The organism is Hymenobacter seoulensis (genome assembly GCF_054780535.1).
The window spans coordinates 1,279,649-1,299,636 of the sequence record NZ_BAAGWD010000002.1 but is presented as its reverse complement, the minus strand read 5'-3'; the positions used below and the strand labels follow the sequence as shown (position 1 = coordinate 1,299,636).

The 19,988-nt window shown below is 55.5% G+C and carries 14 protein-coding genes and 1 tRNA gene; 5 read left to right on the top strand and 10 right to left on the bottom strand.

The genetic code is table 11. The features are described 5' to 3' along the window. Nucleotides 1-49: 49 nt before the first annotated feature. The 6 genes from cphA to ACYVHC_RS13325 form a co-directional block, all read right to left on the bottom strand. Nucleotides 50-2,680, bottom strand: coding sequence for a cyanophycin synthetase (gene cphA / locus ACYVHC_RS13350; protein ID WP_460614224.1), 2,631 nt, complete (start codon nt 2,678-2,680; stop codon nt 50-52). 231 nt (nt 2,681-2,911) lie between these two features. After that, nucleotides 2,912-2,982 (bottom strand) — tRNA-Cys (locus ACYVHC_RS13345). Nucleotides 2,983-3,226: 244 nt separating this feature from the next. Beyond that, on the bottom strand, nt 3,227-5,050 hold the full coding sequence (gene rpsA, locus ACYVHC_RS13340) for a 30S ribosomal protein S1 (RefSeq protein ID WP_460614223.1): 1,824 nt from the start codon (nt 5,048-5,050) through the stop codon (nt 3,227-3,229). 160 nt (nt 5,051-5,210) lie between these two features. Next, nucleotides 5,211-5,720, bottom strand: a complete 510-nt coding sequence (locus tag ACYVHC_RS13335) for a carboxypeptidase-like regulatory domain-containing protein (protein WP_460614222.1) — start codon at nt 5,718-5,720, stop codon at nt 5,211-5,213. 64 nt (nt 5,721-5,784) lie between these two features. Continuing rightward, nucleotides 5,785-6,849 (bottom strand): fatty acid desaturase family protein, encoded by a 1,065-nt coding sequence (locus tag ACYVHC_RS13330; protein WP_460614221.1) that lies wholly within the window; start codon nt 6,847-6,849, stop codon nt 5,785-5,787. A 244-nt stretch (nt 6,850-7,093) separates the two neighbouring features. Beyond that, nucleotides 7,094-8,338, bottom strand: coding sequence for a DUF3298 and DUF4163 domain-containing protein (locus tag ACYVHC_RS13325; protein WP_460614220.1), 1,245 nt, complete (start codon nt 8,336-8,338; stop codon nt 7,094-7,096). A 141-nt stretch (nt 8,339-8,479) separates the two neighbouring features. Between ACYVHC_RS13325 and ACYVHC_RS13320 the strand changes: the two genes are divergently transcribed. Continuing rightward, nucleotides 8,480-9,340 (top strand): alpha/beta fold hydrolase, encoded by an 861-nt coding sequence (locus ACYVHC_RS13320; protein WP_460614219.1) that lies wholly within the window; start codon nt 8,480-8,482, stop codon nt 9,338-9,340. Between the two features lie 147 nt (nt 9,341-9,487). Here ACYVHC_RS13320 and ACYVHC_RS13315 read toward each other — a convergent pair whose 3' ends face one another. The 4 genes from ACYVHC_RS13315 to tsaD form a co-directional block, all read right to left on the bottom strand. After that, the gene (locus tag ACYVHC_RS13315) at nt 9,488-9,979 is read right to left on the bottom strand and encodes an HNH endonuclease (RefSeq protein WP_460614218.1); all 492 of its coding nucleotides are present in this window, start codon (nt 9,977-9,979) and stop codon (nt 9,488-9,490) included. A gap of 177 nt (nt 9,980-10,156) precedes the next feature. Continuing rightward, nucleotides 10,157-11,008, bottom strand: coding sequence for a C40 family peptidase (locus tag ACYVHC_RS13310; protein WP_460614217.1), 852 nt, complete (start codon nt 11,006-11,008; stop codon nt 10,157-10,159). Nucleotides 11,009-11,124: 116 nt separating this feature from the next. After that, nucleotides 11,125-11,598 carry an SsrA-binding protein gene (smpB, locus tag ACYVHC_RS13305; RefSeq protein WP_460614216.1) on the bottom strand — a complete coding sequence of 158 codons (474 nt, stop codon included), beginning with the start codon at nt 11,596-11,598 and terminating at the stop codon, nt 11,125-11,127. A gap of 94 nt (nt 11,599-11,692) precedes the next feature. Beyond that, nucleotides 11,693-12,700, bottom strand: a complete 1,008-nt coding sequence (tsaD, locus tag ACYVHC_RS13300; RefSeq protein ID WP_460614215.1) for a tRNA (adenosine(37)-N6)-threonylcarbamoyltransferase complex transferase subunit TsaD — start codon at nt 12,698-12,700, stop codon at nt 11,693-11,695. A 329-nt stretch (nt 12,701-13,029) separates the two neighbouring features. Here tsaD and ACYVHC_RS13295 point away from each other — a divergent pair, with 329 nt between their 5' ends. The 4 genes from ACYVHC_RS13295 (at nt 13,030) to ACYVHC_RS13280 (ending at nt 19,922) form a co-directional block, all read left to right on the top strand. Then, nucleotides 13,030-17,601, top strand: a complete 4,572-nt coding sequence (locus ACYVHC_RS13295; RefSeq protein WP_460614214.1) for a translocation/assembly module TamB domain-containing protein — start codon at nt 13,030-13,032, stop codon at nt 17,599-17,601. A gap of 85 nt (nt 17,602-17,686) precedes the next feature. Continuing rightward, a complete protein-coding gene (locus ACYVHC_RS13290) occupies nt 17,687-18,580 on the top strand; it encodes a cell division protein FtsX (protein WP_460614212.1) in 894 nt (297 codons plus the stop codon). A 151-nt stretch (nt 18,581-18,731) separates the two neighbouring features. Further along, entirely contained in the window at nt 18,732-19,058 is a 327-nt protein-coding gene (locus ACYVHC_RS13285) for a DUF3098 domain-containing protein (RefSeq protein ID WP_460614210.1), read from the top strand. 54 nt (nt 19,059-19,112) lie between these two features. Beyond that, the gene (locus ACYVHC_RS13280; RefSeq protein ID WP_460614209.1) at nt 19,113-19,922 is read left to right on the top strand and encodes an undecaprenyl-diphosphate phosphatase; all 810 of its coding nucleotides are present in this window, start codon (nt 19,113-19,115) and stop codon (nt 19,920-19,922) included. Nucleotides 19,923-19,988 lie beyond the last annotated feature (66 nt).

The following is a 19,988-nucleotide window of genomic DNA, read 5'->3' as shown; positions in this document are numbered from 1 at the left end:
TGGTACCAGTCGGGGCTTTTTCTGTTTAGCTGCTAGGTATCTTTTGGTCTTAAACCTTCAAAGAAGCCTCAAACTCATCTAGCTTCTGAATAGTGCCTTTAATATTCTCCGTGAAGAGCACGATAACGGAGCCAGGCACAGCGGTATGCAGCACGTGGTCAATGGCTTCCATCTCGTTTTCGATGTAGGTGATGGGCACTTCCGGAGCATCCAGCCGTAGGCCGCGGGTCATGATTTCTTTCAGTTCCTCAGCCGTTTTACCCCGCAGGTCACGGTCTTGGCGTAGCACAATCTCATCGAAAATACGGCCGGCTATCCGAGAGAAGCCTATCGTGTCTTCGTCGCGCCGGTCGCCTAGCCCTGAAATGACGCCCACCTTGCGTGTTGCCTGAGTAGCCTCCAAGAATTCGCCGAACTTCTCGATACCGTGCGTATTGTGCGCGTAGTCGACAATCACCTCGAAGTCCGGGAATTTGTACACGTTCATTCGGCCCGGCGTTTTGGCCGCCGACGACACAAACGTGCGTAGCGCCTGTTTGATATCGTCCTTATCGAATCCGTAGCAATAGCAAGCCAGGGCCGCCGCCAACGAGTTTTCAATGTTAAACGTGGCCCTCCCACCGAACGTGATGGGGAACTCGGAAGCCCGGTCGATACGGAGCTTATAGCTGTTTTTATAAATCGTGATGTAGCCTTCCTCATACACGGCAGCTAGGCCACCATTTTCAGCATGCTCCCTGATGCGCGGGCTGTGCTCATTCATGCTGAATAGCGCCACGCGGCACTCCAGTTTCTCGCGCATAGCGTACACTAGGTCGTTGTCGGCATTCAGCACGGCCCAACCGTTTTTGCGCACGGTGCGGGGTAGTACACCTTTTACGGCGGCCATTTCCTCTACCGTGTAAATATCGCGCATGCCCAAGTGGTCGGCGGCTACGTTGGTTACCACAGCCACATCGCAGGTATGGAAACCTAGCCCCGAGCGCAGCATTCCGCCCCGAGCCGTTTCCAGCACTGCAAAGTTTACGGTCGGATCTTTCAGGACAAATTCCGCACTCTGGCCACCCGTACAGTCGCCGCTTTGCAGCTGCACGCCTTGTATATAGATGCCATTGGTAGTGGTGTGGCCCACCTTATACCCCTTCGAGCCCACAATGTGCGCTATAAGCTGAGTAGTGGTGGTTTTGCCATTGGTGCCCGTAATGGCAATAATCGGGATACGGGCCGTGCTGCCTTGCGGAAACAGCATATCTACCACCGGAGCCGCTACGTTGCGCGGCAGGCCTTCGGTAGGAGAAATGTGCATCCGGAAGCCCGGGGCCGCATTCACCTCGATAACGGCACCGCGCGTTTCATTCAGCGGAATGGCAATATCGGAGGTCAGCAAATCGATGCCGCAAATATCTAGGCCTACGATGCCGGCCACGCGTTCTGCTAGCAGCACGTTGTACGGATGCACTAGGTCCGTTACATCGGTAGCCGTGCCCCCGGTGCTGATATTAGCGGTACTCTTCAGGTACACTTCCTGCCCAGCTGGCAGCACTGATTCTAGAGTGAGCCCATTGGCTTTCAGCAGGTCCTGGGTGTGCTGGTCGGCTTTGATGCTGGTGAGTACCTTTTCGTGGCCCACACCCCGGCGCGGGTCTTCGTTTACCTTATCGATAAGCTGCTGAATCGTGCTGCTGCCGTCGCCTTTCACGGCTGCGGGAGTACGCTTAGCAGCCGCAATCAGTCGCCCGTTTACCACCAGCATGCGGTAGTCGTGGCCCTCAATGAATTGCTCTACAATTACAGCCCGCGAATACTTCTGCGCTGCTTTAAGGCCCTCCACGGCATCTTCCCAATTCATTATCCGAATGGTGGCGCCTTTGCCGTGGTTGCCGTCTAGGGGCTTCGTTACGATTGGGAAGCCTAGTTCTTCTACCGCGTCGCGCAGCCCATCCTCCGAGTATACCGTGGTACCATTAGGTACCGGCACTCCGGAGTCTTTGAGCATGGCTTTGGTGCGGTTTTTATTGCCGGCTACCTCCACCCCTGCGTGCGAGGTGTAGCTAGTGGTAGTGGCCCAGATGCGTTTCTGATTGACGCCGTACCCAAGCTGGATGATGCTGCTGTTCTTAAGCTGGATGTATGGAATGTTGCGCGAGGCAGCCTCGGAAACAATGCTCCAGGTGCTGGGCCCGAAAAACTCATCCTCCCGAATCTCGTGCAGCTCATCAACAATGGCCTTCACGTTCACCGGGCGGCCCTGGCTTACGTCGTCTACTAGCTGTACGGCAGCTTCGGCTGCTACTCGGCCGGCGCGCTCTTCTTGGTAGCTGAATACTACAAATTCTACACCTGGCTGGTATGCCGGATACGATTTCCCCCAGTACACGGGCATACCGGCCATGCGCTGCAACGCCAGTGCTACGTGCTGAATGACATGGCCGATTGGCTCACCATCCGTCAGCTGCTCTTCGGTAAGCGGCGGGTGCTTCTGCAGCGACTTCTCAGTTTCTGCGGGCTGAGGCTGGCCTAGTTCGGGCAGCAGCAGCGGCAGTTGCTCAGCCAAGGCCGGCACGCTATTCGACCACACATCAGCTAGGTCCTCTAAGTCCACTTTCATCACAATCAGTTTGTGATGCTTCACGGACCAGTAGCTGGGGCCGCGCATAGTGCGGAGGTCAATTATCTTCATACGGGAGAGAGGTGGAAACTATACTTACGTGCGCGTTTCTACGCGAGAATGAAATGTAGGGATAATGCGTCAGGAAATACATTCTCTGCCTTTCACTAGTCGCTTCCCGTACCTACGTCATTTTCAGGCAATATGCCACCTAAAAATTTCTCGTGCCCTACCCCCTACACGCAAAAAACCCCGGTCGGGGCTAATCAACCGGGGCACTAGGCACTCTGAAAACAGGAAAAGAGGTGACGAGCGGATTCGAACCGCTGTAGGAGGTTTTGCAGACCTCTACCTAGCCACTCGGTCACGTCACCAGTGGTTTTGAGGATGCAAACATACGGCTTAATCTGACTTATGCCAAGATAGACACCGGTTTTTAGCCTAGTGTTTGGGTAAGTACTTGGCATTGTGCAGGAAATTTTCTACTACCCCTTGCATTCGCCCCAACCGTACCGCCTTCAACTAGGCCGCAACAAAAAGGCCCCGGATTGCTCCGGGGCCTCTTGTTACAACTTCTAGCTATTCCTTCCTAGGTAGGCAGGAGAGCTAAAGCCATGACTACTCAGCGTCACGCTCGTTGCCCATCATCTTGTCGCGCAGAGCCGACAGAGCGTCCAGGTCACCGAGGGTCGACTTTTCAGCCGTAGCAGGCTTCTTCAGGTCGCTGAGTTTGCCTTCGCCTTGGGCAGCAGCTGCACCAGTAGCGGGCTTCTTCTTCGCGAACTTGGCAGCGCGGCTATCTTCTTCCTGCTGCTGGTTGAACACCGCAGTGTGCGACAGCACGATGCGACGGTCATCCTTCGAGAACTCAACTACGCGGAAGTCCAGCGTCTCGCCGTTTTCAGCGTTGCTGTTGTCTTCCTTCACCAGCGACTTAGGATATGCGAAGCCCTCGATGCCGTATGGCAACTCGAGCACGGCACCACGGTCGTTTTTCTCGGTGATGGTAGCCTTGTGCACCGAGCCAGGAGTGAACACCGTCTGGAACGTATCCCAGGGGTTTTCTTCCAGCTGCTTGTGGCCCAGGGCCAGACGACGGTTAGCTACGTCCAGTTCCAGAACTACTACGTCCAGACGGTCACCTACCTTCACAACTTCTGAAGGATGCTTGATCTTCTTGGTCCACGACAGGTCCGAAACGTGCACGAGGCCATCCACACCTTCTTCCAGCTCTACGAACAGGCCGAAGTTGGTCAGGTTACGCACCAGACCGTTGTGCTTGGTACCTACAGCGTACTTCGTGCCGAAGTCGCCGCGAGTCCATGGATCTTCGCTCAGTTGCTTGATGCCCAGGCTCATCTTACGGTCTTCGCGGTCGAGGGTCAGGATCTGAGCCTCTACTACGTCGCCCTGCTTGATGAAGTCCTGCGGGTTACGCAGGTGCTGGCTCCAGCTCATTTCTGAAACGTGGATCAGGCCTTCTACGCCAGGGATGATTTCCATAAACGCGCCATAGTCGGCCACGTTCACGATGCGGCCTTTCACCTTCGAGCCTACGCCCATATCGGCGGGCAGCGAATCCCATGGGTGAGGAGTCAGCTGCTTCAGACCGAGGCTGATACGCTTCTTGGCTTCGTCGAAGTCCAGAACTACGATGTTCAGCTTCTGGTCGAGCTGCAGTACTTCGCTCGGGTGAGCGATGCGGCCCCACGAGATGTCCGTGATGTGCAGCAGACCGTCTACGCCACCAAGGTCGATGAACACACCGAAGTTGGTCATGTTCTTGATAACGCCCTCGAGGATCTGGCCTTTTTCCAGGTTGTTGAGGATGGCTTCGCGCTGCTTCTCGAGGTCTTTCTCGATCAGGACTTTGTGCGAAACTACCACGTTGTCGAAAGCGGCGTTGATTTTCACCACTTTCACTTCCATACGACGACCAACATAGATGTCGAAGTCACGGATAGGCTTCACATCAATCTGCGAGCCGGGCAGGAAGGCTTCAACGCCGTCCAGATCCATGATCAGACCACCTTTGGTACGACGCTTTACTACACCTTCGAGAACGGTGTCGTTCTCCAGAGCGTCGTAAATAGCTTTCCAAGCCTGCTTAATCTTAGCCTTCTTACGGCTCAGGATCAGCTGACCGTTCTGGTCTTCCTGGTCTTCGATGAATACCTCAACCTCGTCGCCGATTTTCAGCTCGGGCAGGTCGCGGAATTCAGAAAGGGGCACCAGACCATCGGATTTGAAGCCGATGTTCAGGATTACGTCGCGCTCAGTGATGCCTACAACGGTGCCTTTGATTACTTCTTCCTCCTGAACAGTGGTCAGCGTTTCGCTGTACATCTGCTCCATTTCAGCGCGCTGCTCAGCGGTATAGTTACCACCAAAGCTGCTGGCTGAAACGTTGTCCCAGTCGAAGTTGTCTACTACTTCTGCCATGATATTAGCATTGGCCCTCGTGTACACGTCCGGCGCAGGGCCCGCCTCCGGAACGCGTTTTTGTTTGATACACAGCGCCATTGCGCCGGCCTCGCCACCCTGGCGGGGGCGCAAAGATAAGGAGTTTGCCGCAGAGTATTTGTGTTTATAATAAGTTGTGTTAGAACTCCCGTTCGTCTCTTTTGCAATACCATTGAGGGTCACAACCCGTTAGCTGACAACCTCCTAGCCTCACTTTATTCCTTTTAGCACGATCCATCATCCGTTTATCAGGAAAGCCATAAATGATTGGAATTGATTCATCAGATTTCTTACAGTAGGGGCACCTACCATTCTCGTGATTGAGTACGTGACATCCTATTGGGAAATTGATATTCAATGGCGTTACCGTATTATCAACGACTCGAACGCTTGTAATCGTTGTATCACGATATCCAGGACTATAAATTTCTACTTCGTAAATACCTATTGGGACGTTTTTAATGGCAAAATGCCCTAACGAGTCTGAAATATCCCCCATCTTCAACTCACGTAATACAATCGTAGCGTTGTATGCAAAGCCCCTGTTTTCAGGCTTGTTAAATAATACACCCCGGATACTTCCTGTTTGGCCCCAAGACAAATGGAAGCTCAATAGAAACAGGCAGACATAAATAGCGAGTTGCTTCATATCACAAGTACATTAAAAAAGGGCTGCTTTTGGTAAAGCAGCCCTTTTTTAATGTACTCTCATCTTACGCTCGGCCTAGCTGCCGCAGGTGGGCAACGTGCGAGGCAACGGCATAGCGCATCTTCGGATATTCGTTGTACTCCACGCCGAACTCCTCGCAGGCCTGACGGATAATTTTGTTCAGGGCTGGGTAGTGCACGTGCGAGATAGTGGGGAACAAGTGGTGCTCTACCTGGAAGTTCAAACCACCTACCAACCAGCTGATGACTTTGCTATCGGTAGCGAAGTTGGCCGTCGTCTTGATTTGGTGAATAGCCCACTCATCTTCCAGCTTATTCGTGATTTCGTCGGGCATTGGGAAAGCGGTGTGCTCCACGGTATGCGCCAACTGAAACACGATGCTCATGGTGAAGCCTACTACCGTGGTAAACACGATGAACCCAAGCAACCACGCCACAAACCCAGTAGTGTAAATAGGAAGTGCTACAAACAGGAACAGGTGCAGGGCTTTGAAGCCCCAGAACACGCCCTGGTCGGCGGCTGTCATTTTCTTAAGCGGCATCTCGCCTACTTTGCCCTTGAAATACTTCTGGTAATCCATGAAGAACACCCAGGCAATGAAGAGTAGGGCATAGAAAAACCAGAAATACAGGTGCTGAAAGCGGTGCAAGCGGTGGCGAGGCTGCGTGCTGCTCAGGCGCAACCACGGCTGCGCGTCCAGGTCATCATCCACACCATCCACGTTGGTATACATGTGGTGAATGAGGTTGTGCTTTACGTTCCACATAAAGCTATTACCACCCAACACATTTAGCGTAAACGAGGCAAACTGATTGACCCAACGCTTCTTGCTGAATGAACCGTGCGCTCCGTCGTGCATGACGTTGAAACCTATTGCCGAGCCAATCAGGCCTAGTAATGCGCACTCCGCCAGAGCAACCCAAGTAGAGGGCGTAAGGAAAACCAGGTGCAGATACACTGCTACGAACGAAACCGTCAGGATGACGGCCTTGATGAATAAGCTAGCATCGCCAGTGGTGGATTTGCCAGCTTCCTGGAAATAGGCATTAGTGCGGCGCTTCAGTTCCTGATGAAAGGAACGAGAGGCTGCGAATTTGGGTGCTTGCATACGGGGTGGGTAAGAGAAACGGCTACAAAGATACCGCTTCTGCTTAGCTGCCGAATGAACAGCCAGAAAAGGGCCGGATTTTGCACAAGCGTACAGGGAGGGTTCTTATTTCATTCATTAACGCCTAGGCTCGACACTATGTTCAATACATACCGTTATAAACTAAACTGCTCTGTTTGCTTCGGCCAGTAGGGCAGCAAGCAAACAGAGCAGTTTAACTGATTGGAGGGGGTAGTAGCCGGACCTACCGCGTTGCTACCGCTCCCCCACCGCCAATCGGCAGGCCAGGCTTCAGGAAAGACTGCAACGCTACCATCGGCACAAACACTTTGATTTCACCTTGGTCAAACGAGGCCACTTCAAAAGGCAGATACACAAACACCGCGCCGCCGCTGGTCAGGTACACATTGCGCGTAACGGGCAGCGTGTTCGTCGTCAGTTCGGTTGAAAGGGGCTCATTGGGCTGCAGACCCAAGGCCGGGCGGGCATAGCGGCCAATTACCGCTTCCAGCTGCTTTTTGGTACCCTCGCGGAAGATATCATCATAGCCCAGGCCGCGGCCGGTACGGGTATCATAGCTCCGGACGTAGGTGCCATACATGCCATGCGCGCCCCCCGAGAAGTCGTAGCCGAAATAGCCCAGGCTCAGCAGGTTGCCGTCATTCCAGAGTACATAGGTGTTGGATGACTGCTCATAGGCTAGCGCGGCCTGGGGGCTGTATTCGCTCGGTGTTTTAGGCTTAGCAACCAAAGGACCAACTTCCTTTTGATAGTCACGCGTAAACGTGGCCGACTGCTCTTTCCATACATCTTCCAGCGCCGGAGCTGGCTTGGTTTCTACGGAGTCACCGCGCAGGCCACGCACGATGTTGGCTGCCAACGCATCTTTACTAGCTCCCGAAACCGGAATAAGTGCCTGCATGGTAATGCGGCCTGAAACGCTATCCTGTGGCTGGCCCGGACGAGCCGGAACTTCCGAAGAGAAGCTGCGCGAAACAAAGCTGACGCCAACGGGCGGCTGCAAACGCCGCAGTACCACGGGCTGCCCGTCGCGGGTGCCTACCAGGCGCGTGCCGTCCTGCTTGAGCATCCAGCGCGGGCCCGATTCCTTGTCACCTACTACTTCCACGCTTACATCGCGCAAGTACAGGCTGTCGGGGTTTATGCCAGGCACGCCGGATAGCTCATAGGGGCGCCCATCGGAAGTAGCATAGTAGCCTACTACGGGCCCCAGTGTAGATTCTTCGGGAATGTCGCCGAGGTTTTGCAGATGAATCGTAACGCTGTCAGCGGAGCCGGGCAGCAAGCCGCGGTATTGGCGGTACCACGTGCCAGGAGAGTCGGCGGGGCCAGCGGGGGTAGTAGCCGTAGTTTGCGAGGCCGAGGAATCGGAGCCTGAGTTACAGGCGGTCAGGAGTAAGCCAAGGCCTAGTGGCGCAGCCAGAAAGCGGGCCAAAGCGGGGAGTCGATAGGAATACGAGTTGCTCATTAGCTCAAAGAAAGCAGAATCAGGCTAGCCTTCCAACCGGGTGCAACATCTTGGCATTGCTTATCCGTGGCATTAAGCACGGCCGTATGTAGCAACATACTACCCCTAACCTATTCACCAACACCACTTTTTCTTTCGGTTATGAGTTACATAAAGGCGGGCACCGATGCCCATGGCAACGACGTCAAACTGCACTATATCGATCAGGGTCAAGGCAATCCTATCGTGCTGATTCATGGCTGGCCAGCTACCTACGAAATGTGGGAATACCAATTGGCAGAGCTACCTAAGCATGGCAACCGGGTAATTGCCTACACTCGCCGAGGATTCGGTAATTCCTCGAAAACATGGGAAGGCAACGACTATGACACGTTCGCCGACGACCTGAAAGCCGTGCTGGATACTTTAGATCTACAAAACGTGACGCTGGTTGGCTTCTCGATGGGAGGCGGCGAAGTGGCCCGCTACATGAGCCGCTATGGTGGCGCCCGTGTGAGCCGTGTGGCTTTCGTCTCAGCCGTAACGCCGTTTCTGCTTAAAACCGACGATAACCCCGACGGTGCGCCTAAAGCTAACTTCGATAAGATGGTGGCCGGTATTCAGGAAGACCGGTTTGACTTTTTGCAGACCTTTGGCAAGCAGTTTTTTGGCGTGGGCACCATCAAACACCCCGTAAGCCAAGCTACCCTCGACTGGATGCAGTCAATGACTCAGTTGGCCTCGCCCCGCGCAACGGAACAGTGCGTATACGCCTTTGCCGCTACTGACTTCCGCGAAGACCTAGCAGCACTGAAGGTTCCTACCCTTGTTATTCATGGCAGTTCTGATGAAACAGTACCGGCCAAAGTAAGCGGCGAGCGGATGACACAATATGTACCGCACGCTCAGTTTATTGAATACAGCGGTGCGCCTCACGGCCTATTCGTAACAGAGAAAGAGCGCCTGAACCGCGACCTGCTTGCCTTTGCGAGCGGAGGTAAAGTATCTAATGGCGCCAGCTAAAGGCTGTTACTTACTGCACTACCAAAACGCGTCGTTGCTCCTGCAACGACGCGTTTTGGCTTTTATACACCTGTTCAGCTAGGTAGCTATATAGCCATACCCCTAGCAAGCAATAAAAAAGCCGGTCGGCCCAGGGGGCTGCCGGCTTTAGTGCAGATAGGGGTGCCAGTTTTGGTCGAGGGTACCGGCGCTGAGTTTGAGGAACCCCGTGAGGGTTGGCTTTCTGGGCTGCTGCCTGATGGTGAGGCCAGCTTCCTGCGGAGTACGGTGGCCCTTGGCGTGGTTGCAGCGGGAACAGGCCGTCAGCAGGTTACTCCAACTGGAGTCGCCGCCCCTACTTCGAGGCAGTACGTGGTCTAGCGTCAGGTTTTTTGTAGAGCCGCAATACTGGCACTCAAAATGGTCTCGCTTCATGATGTTATGCCGGCTCAGCGCAATGCCTTTGTAGGGCACACGCACGTAGCGCTGCAACCGGATGATGCTGGGCTTCGGAAACGCTTTGCTTACCGAACGCAACACCCCATCCGACTTGGCAATCAATTCGGCTTTCTCCAAAAACAGAAGTACGAAGGCCTTCTGTACACTGCACAGCGTAATAGCCGTGTAGTCACCGTTCAACACAAGCACTTTTTGGTCCATACACGCTAAGAGAAAAGAATCTGGTCTGCCAGAAAGCTAGATGATTCTTAGCGCATTAACAATAGCCAAACCGTTTAGTTCGGCCAAGTGGCCGTGGCCATTTACTAGGTATCCGAGATGGGCCAAGCCTAGCTCACAAAGGCAGCTACGTCGAGCCCCGCTAGGGTGCTAAACAGCTTAATCCTCGGGCAGGATGCGCTTGATGAGGCGCAGCTTGTGGGAGTACTTCTGCAGGTCGCGACGGAAGATGCCGTTATGGTCTAGGGGGTCAATGCGAACTTCTCCACTAGCATGCAGAATCTGTTGGTCTTCCAGCAGCAGCCCCACGTGTACAATGCGGCCGTCGGCATTATCGAAAAAGGCCAGGTCGCCGGGGCGGGTTTGAGCCACGAAATGCACGGGCTGGCCCAAATTAATTTGCTGATGCGCATCGCGGGGCAGTTGCACGCCTACCAGGCCATAGAGCTGCTGCATCAGGCCCGAGCAATCAATACCGAATAGCGTTTTACCGCCCCACAAATACGGCGACTTCAGAAAAGTATGGGCCATTTTGACCACCAAACGCAGACGCTGGTCAACGGGGCCGTGCGGACCGTGGCCGTTTTGGGGGTTAGTAGCGGCCCCGTTGTAGAAAAACTGCCGCTCACCAAGGCGCAGCGTCATGCCATCGAAGAACGGCAACCTAGCCCCTAGCGTGACGGGAATCCGTGAACCATGGTCGCTTACCATTTGCACCACATCTAAGGTGCGGGGGTGGTCTTGGGCTTGCCAGGCGTGCAGGTACTCCACCGACACGGACAAATGCTGTTTCACGTCAATCCAGCCCACATACTGATCGGCGGCCAGGCGCACCTGATACCAGTTGCCCTGGGTGAGCAGAATAGAATAGCACTCCCCGAAGATGAGCTGAGTAACAATTTCGGCCTTATCTGTCGGTTCGGCCCGCACTGGCACGGCGCTCAGAGCGCAGACTCCGTGTTCCAAAGTGGTGAAATAGTGAAATAGTGACACGATGAGCGTACTGCTCATCGGGCGTAAAGGTAAGCCGGAGGCCGCGTCTACTTTTTGATTTTCGCACGAAGCTGCGGCTTAAACTTCAGCCAGCCAAACTTCTGTGCAAAAACACCTTTGGCCTACCAACAGGGCTAGTACTCCTTGGCGCGGTCCATTTCGCGCTTCTGATCTTTGGCTTTCAGGTCGTCGCGCTTATCAAACAGCTTTTTGCCTTTGGCCAGGGCAATTTCCAGCTTGGCAAAGCCCCGGTCGTTCACAAACATCCGAATGGGAATAATCGTCAGGCCTTGCTCCTGATTTTTGTTGGCCAGTTGCTTCAGCTCGCGCTTATTCAGCAGCAGCTTGCGCGGGCGGGTAGGCTCGTGGTTGTTGTAGGTACCCTCAGTGTATTTGGCAATGGTGAGGTTGTGCACCCACAGGCTGCCATCGGGGTGGAAGCTGCAGAAGCCGTCCTGAATCTGGACGCTACCATCCCGGATGCTCTTGATTTCAGTGCCTTGCAGCATAATGCCCGCATCGTACTTCACCAGGAAAGCATACTCGTGGCTGGCACGGCGGTTCAGAATATTAACCCGTTTGGGCGTGTCGTCTTTTTGTTTGGCCATTGGAAAGGAGCCGCGGGGAAGGCGGCGTAAGCAGGATTCGCAAATGCGGGCGGCAAGGTTGCGAATTATTCAGGGGTATACGAGGAACGACGACCTAGGCCAACTTCAGGCGCGGATCGGAGCTGACGAGCTGCGTGGCAAAGTCGCCGGCTTCGTACTGAAACTGGGCCGTCATGGCTACCATGCCGGCGTTGTCGGTACAGTACTGGAAGGCCGGAATAAACACCTGCCAACCTTGCGCTTCGGCCTCCTGCTGTAATGCTTCACGCAAGCCACTGTTGGCCGCCACGCCACCCGCCAGGGCAATCTGAGTGAGGCCTTGGTCGTGGGCGGCGCGGCGCAGCTGGCGCAACAGCGTCTGGATGATGGTGTGCTGAATGCTAGCACAGAGGTCGGCCAGGTTTTCTTGGATGAAGTCGGGATTCTGGGCGGTTTCCTTTTTCAGAAAATACAGTACCGACGTTTTGAGCCCACTAAACGAGAAATCGTAGCCGGGCATGGCACCTACCGGAAACGAGAAGCGTGTGGGGTTGCCTTGGCGCGCCAACTTATCGAGGTGGGGGCCTCCGGGGTACGGCAGGCCTAGTAGCTTGGCGGTTTTATCGAAGGCTTCGCCGGCGGCATCGTCAATAGTCTGGCCGATAATTTCCATATCTAGGGCGCTACGCACGACTACCAGCTGGGTGTGTCCGCCGCTCACGGTCAGGCAGAGAAACGGAAATACGGGCCGGGGCGCGTCAATAAAATGTGCCAGAATATGGGCCCGCATGTGATTTACGGCAATTAAGGGCTTGCCCAGGGCGAGGGCCAGCGTTTTGGCGAACATGCCACCTACCAGCAAAGAGCCCAGCAGGCCAGGGCCTTGCGTGAAGGCCACTGCATCGAGGTCCTGCTTGGAAACGCCGGCTTTTTGCAGGGCCGCTTCTACTACCGGAATCAGGTGCTGCTGATGGGCCCGCGAGGCCAGCTCGGGCACTACGCCACCGTATTGCACGTGTACCTGTTGGGTAGCCACCACATTAGCGCGGATTTCACCGTCCACCAACACGGCTGCCGAGGTATCATCGCAGGAAGACTCAATGGCCAGAATTACAGGATGCATACTACTATAGTAAGTGTCAAAAGTGAAGGCTTCGGCGGTTTGCTTGCTAAAGCAGCTTAGTAACCGCCACTAACGCAGGCCGGGGGCTGATGCTCAAGCTGACTCCTAGCTCATCTGGCGCCGCAAACCCATTGCGGCCCGCGCCACCAGAAAAGTCGGCGGAATACCAAACTTACTAGCAAAGGTCGGGGCAAAACACCAGATTGCCGCTAGGTGCGTTTTATAGCTAACCTTCGCTGCCGCAGAAACGTTTTTTGCCCAGGCAACGGTCGGGCCTAACCCTGTATCTTTGTTGCGGTCTGCCGCTGACCTTTCCCTATCTGCCGCTCGTGCCTCGTTTCCTATCCGTCACCCTTAAGGTCTTGTTTGCTCTGCTGCTGCTGGTAGTGCTGGCGGTGGTGGGTGCCTTGGTGGCATTGCGCATTCCGAGTGTGCAGACGGATATTGCCCAACGCGCCGCCCGCATCCTTACCGATAAGCTGGGCCAGAAAGTGCTGGTAGGCCGCGTAGATGTTCGCCCCTTTTCTCGGGTGTTGCTGGAAGGCGTGCGAGTTCTGGATCGGCGCGGCAACGAGCTCTTCAACATTGGGCGGGCCGATGCCGACATCCGGCTTTTTACCGTGCTCGACCCTAGCCACTTGCACGTGGGCAAGCTCACGCTGGAAGAGCCGCGCTTTAACCTTATCACCTATAAGGATCAGCCCGATTCTACTACGCTCGATCAGTTCATCAAGTCGGTAAAGCGTCTGATTGGTCCTTCGGACACGACCAAAGTCAGCAAGCCCTTCGACTTCAAGATTGACGCTATTGGGCTGCGCAACGGCCGTTTTGTGCTCGACCGCCAGCACGTGCCCCGCATTCCGGAATACGGCCGCACCATGGATTACGCCCACATGTACCTCGACAGCATCTATGCCGATGCCGATCAGCTGTGGATTAAAGGCGACACCATTCACGCCAACATTCGGGGCCTGCGCACCGTGGATACGCCTTCCGGCACGCGCCTGCGCGAGCTGACGGCCAACATGACCTACGCCGATAAATTCTGGGAGTTTGATAAGCTGATGCTGCGCGTGCAGAATAGCCATCTCCATGATTATCTGCGCTTTGAGTACCAACACTTCCTGAATTTCACAGACTTTAACGACTCCGTGCGGGTAGTAGCCCGGCTTAAGCCCAGCCGCGTGTACTCCGATGATATTGCCAAGTTTGCGCCCCAGCCGTTCATGCGCGACCTGAAGGAGACGGTGCTGATTTCGGGCGAGGCCAAGGGCTACGTGCGCAACTTCACCACCAAAAACCTCGACATCCAGTACGGCAAAAACTCCCGCGTGAAAGGCGACATCAACGTGGAGGGCTTGCCTAACATCAAGGAAAGCTTCGTGGAAATGCGCCTGCAGCCTTCGGTGCTCGATGGGCGCGACATCCGGCGCTACATTCCGGCTTCGGGCTGGCCGTATGTGCAGCGCCTAGGGGTCGTCAAGCTGAAAGGTCAATTCCTCGGTTTCTACAACGACTTTGTGGCCAATGGCTCGTTCCAGACGGCGCTGGGCTCAGTCGTCTCCGACGTTAACCTCAAGTTCAAAACCGACCCGCGCTACTCCAGCTACGAAGGCCAAGTGCGCACCACCGGCTTCCAGCTGGGCAAGCTACTCGGTGATGAAAGGACCATTCGCGACATCACCATGAATGGCAAGGTAGAGGGCGTGGGCTTTGATATGCGCACGGCCCGCCTCACGGCCAATGCCACAGTGCAGAGCATTTGGCTCAATGGCTACCGCTACCGCAACATCACCACCAATGGGCAGTTCAGCCGCGAGTCGTTCACGGGCAAGCTGGCCGCCAACGACCCCAGCCTACAGTTTGACGCCGACGGCACCATCAGCCTCAATAAAGCCCGCCAGGCCTTCGACCTGCGCGCCCGCATCCGGCGCGCCGACCTGCGCGCGCTTGGCCTGACCAAACAAAGCGTAACGGTGGCAACAACGGCTGATGTCAAGTTTGAAGGCCTGCGCCTGGATGCGCTGCTAGGCTATGCGCGCCTGCGAAACTCCCGTATCAGCTACGCGGGCCGCACCGTGCCTGTTGACACGCTGGACATTTTCAGCCGCTACACCGGCGGACAGCGTAGCCTCACGGTTCGCTCCGAAGTACTGAACCTGAACCTCGACGGTAACTTCATACCCTCCACCGTCATCCGGGACGTGAACACGCTGATGACGGAGTATCGCCTCAACTTTGAGAGCAACGACGCAGCACTGGCTTCGTACTACCGACGCAAGCGCCAGGTGCCGCTGAAAGACTACCAGATTGCGCTGGATTTGTATCTGAAGAAGCCGAATCCGGTGTTGCACCTGTTTGTGCCTCAGCTCACCATTTCTGACTCTACGCGCATTGATGGCACGTTCCGCAACGGTCAGACCTCCATTTTACAGCTGGGTGGCCGCGTGCGCGAGCTGCGCTACGATAGTGTACAGCTGCGCAACAATGAGTTCGACCTGACTACCTCCAAGCTCCCCTACCGGCCCGAGATACTGGCCCAAGCTAGCGTTACCTCAGAGCAACAGCGGGTACCGGGGTTGGGCGCTACTGAGAAGTTTTACGTAGAAGGCGTCTGGGACCAGGAACGCATCAACTTCTCTACCTCTCTGGCTCAAACCGGCACTACCAACAAAGCCCAGATCAACGGTGCCCTGGCTTTCCTGGAAGATGCCATTAAAATTACCTTCCGACAGTCGGGCGTGAATGTGCTGGGCAAGGAATGGGCTATTGCCCCCGATAACTCCCTGGTAATTTCGGGCGGCGGCCGCGAGTTCGATTTTCAAAATGTAACGCTCAGCAACGGGCCGCAGAGCATTAGTGCCCAAGGCTTTCTGTCGGAAAACGTTAACAAGCCGCTGGCCCTGACGGTCACCAATTTCGAGCTAGCTACGCTCAACGGGTTAACCGGCAGTCAGAAATTTGGGGGGCGGGTGAATGCGCTCAGCACCATCAGTGGCGTGTTTGGCCCGCTGGTTATCAACTCCACACTGAGCGTTGATTCTCTGAGCATGGACAACGTGCTCATTGGCAACGTTAAAGGCCGCGGCGATTGGGAAAATGGCTCCAAACGCCTGGCCGTGAACCTGGATGTGGAACGCGACCAGACACGCGTGGTGGCCCTTACTGGCTATTATTCCCCAGGCTCTGAAACCCAGCAACTCAACCTGACCGGCGTGTTGGCCGATGCGCCCGTAAAGCTAGCGGAGCCTTTCCTGAACACGATTTTCCGCGACCTGGGGGGTAGTGCGCGTGGCACGCTGCGCCTGAGCGGCCTGCTGAAAGCGCCCGTACTCACCGGCAATATTGATGTTACCGATGGGCAGCTCACCTTTATTTATCTGGGCACCACGTACACGTTCTCGGACCGCATCAGCTTCCTGCAAGACCGGATTGCGCTGCAGAATGTCACGTTGCGCGACCCGCAGGGCAATACGGGGGTAGTAAGCGGCAGCATTTACGAGCAGGGCTTCCAGAACATGCGGCTGGATCTGAACGCTTCTTTCCGGAAGCTACAGGTGCTCAATACCACCCGCAAAGACAACGAGCTGTACTTCGGGCAGGCGTATGCCACCGGCACTGCCATTGTGCGCGGCCCCTCCGATAACTTATTCATAAACGTGACGGCACGTAGCGATGCGGGCACTCGCGTTTCGCTTCCCTTTGACAACGCCGCCAAAGCCGAGCAGGCCAAGTACATCCGGTTTGTGAACCGCAACATTCCGGACACGGCCCGCACCAGGCCAGTAGAAATAGCCGGCACCTCCGACCTGTCGGGCATTCGGCTGAACATGAACCTGGATATCACGCCGGATGCGTACGTAGAGCTGCTACTGGATGAAAGTACCGGCGACATCATCCGAGGTACGGCGGCCGGCCAACTGCGCCTCAACATTGATACCCGCGGCGACTTTAACATGTACGGGCAGGTAGAGATTGTGCGCGGAGCCTACAACTTCACGCTGCAGGGCCTCGTGAACAAGGAATTTGTGGTGCGGCCCGGCGGTACTATTTCCTGGAACGGCGACCCGCTAGCCGGCGAGATGAACGTGACGGCCACCTACACCCAGCGCACTTCCCTAGCCCCTGTACTGGCTACTAACACGGCCGTAGTACCCGTTACGGCCGTCATGAACCTGACGGGGCCACTGCTGCAGCCTATCATCCGGCTCAACCTGGAGTTCAACGATATTCCATCCTCCTTGGAAGGTGACTTGGCGGCCTTCTTTTCGGCCTTGCGCAACGATGAGCAGGAGCTGAATCGGCAGGTATTTAGCCTGGTGGTGTTCCGGCAACTGACACCTATTGGCTCCCTGGCCGTCACGCGCCTGCAGGGAGAAAACAACGCCATCGGCAACAGCCTGGGCCAGATTATTTCCACGCAGCTAGGCCTGCTTACGTCTCAAATCGACCCCAACCTCGAAATCAGCTTTAACCTGACGGGCCTCACGGCTGAAGACTTGCAAGCCTTGCAGCTGCGCTTGAGCTACTCGTTTATGAACGGACGCCTGCGCATTACGCGGGAAGGCAGCTTCGGCAACAACTCCATCAGCAACGGCACCAACGGTCCGCAGCCCGTCCCGAATGCCCAGTCCTCGGTGCTCGGCGACCTGAGCCTGGAGTATTACCTGCGGCCCGATGGTAAGTTCAGGGCCAAGCTGCGCTACGAAACCACGCCGCGCGACCTTACGGGCCTAAACCAAAACACCAACCAGGCGCGGGCGGGCGTCTCGTTGCTGCACACCGAGCAGTTTGATTCTTTCCGCGAGCTGTTTGCCCGCAAACGCCTCAGCCGTCGCGACCGGAACGCCCGCAAAGCCCGCGAACTACAGATTGACGATGATCCTCGTACCGTAATGTAAAGGTGAAATTGTGAAGGGTGATGTTGTGCATACTACCAGTCACTCTCCACGCTTTTTCACAACTTCACTTCTCACAATTTCACCTATGCCGCAACCCCGCCCTACTCGTAAGAAAAAGCTAGGCAGCTACCCGCACACTATGGTGGTGTTCAGCATTACGCTGGCGTTGCTGGTAATTGGGCTGTTTGGGCTGCTGCTGATTCACGCGCACAAGATTTCAACGCTGGTAAAGGAAAACCTGGAAATGCAGGTGTATTTGGAGCGCGGCCTGCCCGAAACGCAGCTTCTGCGGCTGCAGCAAGACCTTTCCCGCAAGCCTTACATTGCCGTGAAGGATGGGCAGCCGCAGGTCCGGTTTCTGTCGAAAGAAGAAGGAGCCAAGCAGCTCATCGACCAGACCGGCGAAGACTTCCAGCAATTCCTCGGCGACAACCCCTTGCGTGATGCGTACCTGCTGAAAATCAACGCCGACTTTGCCACCGCCGAGAACCTAGCCCGCATCAAAAAGGAGCTAGGGCAGGAAGAAGGCGTGTTTGAGGTAGAATACGTGGAAAGCCTGATTACTTCCGTGAACAAGAACTTGCGCAACGTAAGCCTAGTGCTGCTGGGCTTTGCTACCATCCTCACGTTTGTGGTGGTCGTCCTGATCAACAATACCATTAAGCTGGCGCTGTTTTCACAACGTTTCCTCATCCGGAGCATGCAGCTGGTGGGCGCTACCCCCTCCTTTATTCAGTGGCCATTTCTTCGCCGTGCGGTGTGGCAGGGCTTAGTAAGCGGCATTCTGGCGGGCCTGCTGTTACTGGTAGTGCTCCAATACGCCTACCTGCAGCTCGCCGACCTGCGCCTGTTTCAGGATGTGCGCCTGTTTGGAGCGCTGGGCATTTTGCTGATGGTGCTAGGCATGGGCATTGGCTTTCTGAGCTCCTGGCGGGCCGTGCGCAAGTACACGGGTATGTCGCTGGATGAGCTGTACTAACATCCGCACCTGGCAGTCCGCCGCACTAGCTCCTATTAGAGCTCAAACCCGTACACTACTCAGCGCTAGGCCTAGGGCCACACCCAACTTGCTTGCGGCCTGCTTGCTGCTTTTTCCCGCTTCCCTTCCGCTAACCTTGTACCTTTGCCCTATGGAACCGAACACTCCCCGCTTTGCCTTCGGGCCGCGCAACTATCGGCTGATGTTTATTGGGCTGGCCGTGCTGGCCGCCGGCTTTATCACAATGACCCTGGACACGGCCGATTACGGTGAAGGTTTTCTGGGAATTACGTTAGGGCCTATTCTGCTGGCCATTGGGTTTGGTATTGAGTTCTGGGCTATTATGGCCCGGTCAGGCACCACCGCCCCCGTAGCACACGACGCCACTACAACCAGCACCGCAGTGGCCCAGCCTGCACCGGCCGCACCGAGCGCCCCAGCAGCCGCGCCCCAGCAAGCTCCTACCTATAAACGCTAATCTGGCTTAGTGGGCCAGGAATATGCCGGAAGCACCGAGCGTATTCCTGGCCTCGTGTCGTTACCTCTCCCCTCCATGACGTATTGGCAAGCACTGCTGCTAGCTATTGTTGAAGGAATAACTGAATTTCTGCCGGTTTCCAGCACGGGACACATGATTATCGTGGCCAACCTGCTCGGCATCGGCCAGCTTTCCTTTACTGACACGTTTATCACGTCCATTCAGTTTGGGGCCATTCTCTCAGTAGTAGCCCTGTACTGGCGGCGATTTCTGCAGAGCTTTGACTTTTACCTGAAGCTAGCGGTGGCCTTTGTGCCGTTCGGCATCCTGGGGTTTCTGCTCAAGGACGTAATTGAGGCTTTGCTAAAGGATGTGTCGGTAGTAGCCTGGGCGCTGGTACTTGGTGGTGTTGTGCTGGTATTTATTGACAAGCTGTTCAAGAACCCCGGCAAAGAAGTAACTACTCCCAACTTTGGGCAGGCGCTGCGCATTGGCTTGTTTCAGTGCATTGCCCTGATTCCGGGCGTATCGCGCTCCGCAGCTACTATTATCGGTGGCTTGTCGCAGGGCTTCGACCGACGCTCCGCGGCCGATTTCTCATTTCTGCTGGCAGTGCCCACTATGGCTGTCATTACGGCCTATCAGCTGTACAAAACCTTCAAAATTGCCACGCCCGGCGCCAACGAAATCAAGCTGCTGCTGTTTGGCAACGTAGTCGCATTTATTGTGGCGCTGTTGGCCGTAAAGTCGTTTGTCGATTTTGTGTCGCGCTTCGGGTTTCGGGCCTTTGGTCTTTACCGCATTGGCGTAGGCGTAATTATTCTGGTAATGATTGCGCTGGGCATTCCGCTGCACATTTTGTAACCAAAGCTGCTCCGGCGGCTCTTTTCAACCTCGGTCGGCGTACTGCGTTCTGCCAACCAGCTGGCT

Bases quoted from the DNA above. Each gene is read 5' to 3' on its own strand.
- cphA (WP_460614224.1), bottom strand. From the start codon at position 2,680: ATGAAGATAATTGACCTCCGCACTATGCGCGGCCCCAGCTACTGGTCC.
- rpsA (WP_460614223.1), bottom strand. From the start codon at position 5,050: ATGGCAGAAGTAGTAGACAACTTCGACTGGGACAACGTTTCAGCCAGC.
- ACYVHC_RS13335 (WP_460614222.1), bottom strand. From the start codon at position 5,720: ATGAAGCAACTCGCTATTTATGTCTGCCTGTTTCTATTGAGCTTCCAT.
- ACYVHC_RS13330 (WP_460614221.1), bottom strand. From the start codon at position 6,849: ATGCAAGCACCCAAATTCGCAGCCTCTCGTTCCTTTCATCAGGAACTG.
- ACYVHC_RS13325 (WP_460614220.1), bottom strand. From the start codon at position 8,338: ATGAGCAACTCGTATTCCTATCGACTCCCCGCTTTGGCCCGCTTTCTG.
- ACYVHC_RS13320 (WP_460614219.1), top strand. From the start codon at position 8,480: ATGAGTTACATAAAGGCGGGCACCGATGCCCATGGCAACGACGTCAAA.
- ACYVHC_RS13315 (WP_460614218.1), bottom strand. From the start codon at position 9,979: ATGGACCAAAAAGTGCTTGTGTTGAACGGTGACTACACGGCTATTACG.
- ACYVHC_RS13310 (WP_460614217.1), bottom strand. From the start codon at position 11,008: ATGAGCAGTACGCTCATCGTGTCACTATTTCACTATTTCACCACTTTG.
- smpB (WP_460614216.1), bottom strand. From the start codon at position 11,598: ATGGCCAAACAAAAAGACGACACGCCCAAACGGGTTAATATTCTGAAC.
- tsaD (WP_460614215.1), bottom strand. From the start codon at position 12,700: ATGCATCCTGTAATTCTGGCCATTGAGTCTTCCTGCGATGATACCTCG.
- ACYVHC_RS13290 (WP_460614212.1), top strand. From the start codon at position 17,687: ATGCCGCAACCCCGCCCTACTCGTAAGAAAAAGCTAGGCAGCTACCCG.
- ACYVHC_RS13285 (WP_460614210.1), top strand. From the start codon at position 18,732: ATGGAACCGAACACTCCCCGCTTTGCCTTCGGGCCGCGCAACTATCGG.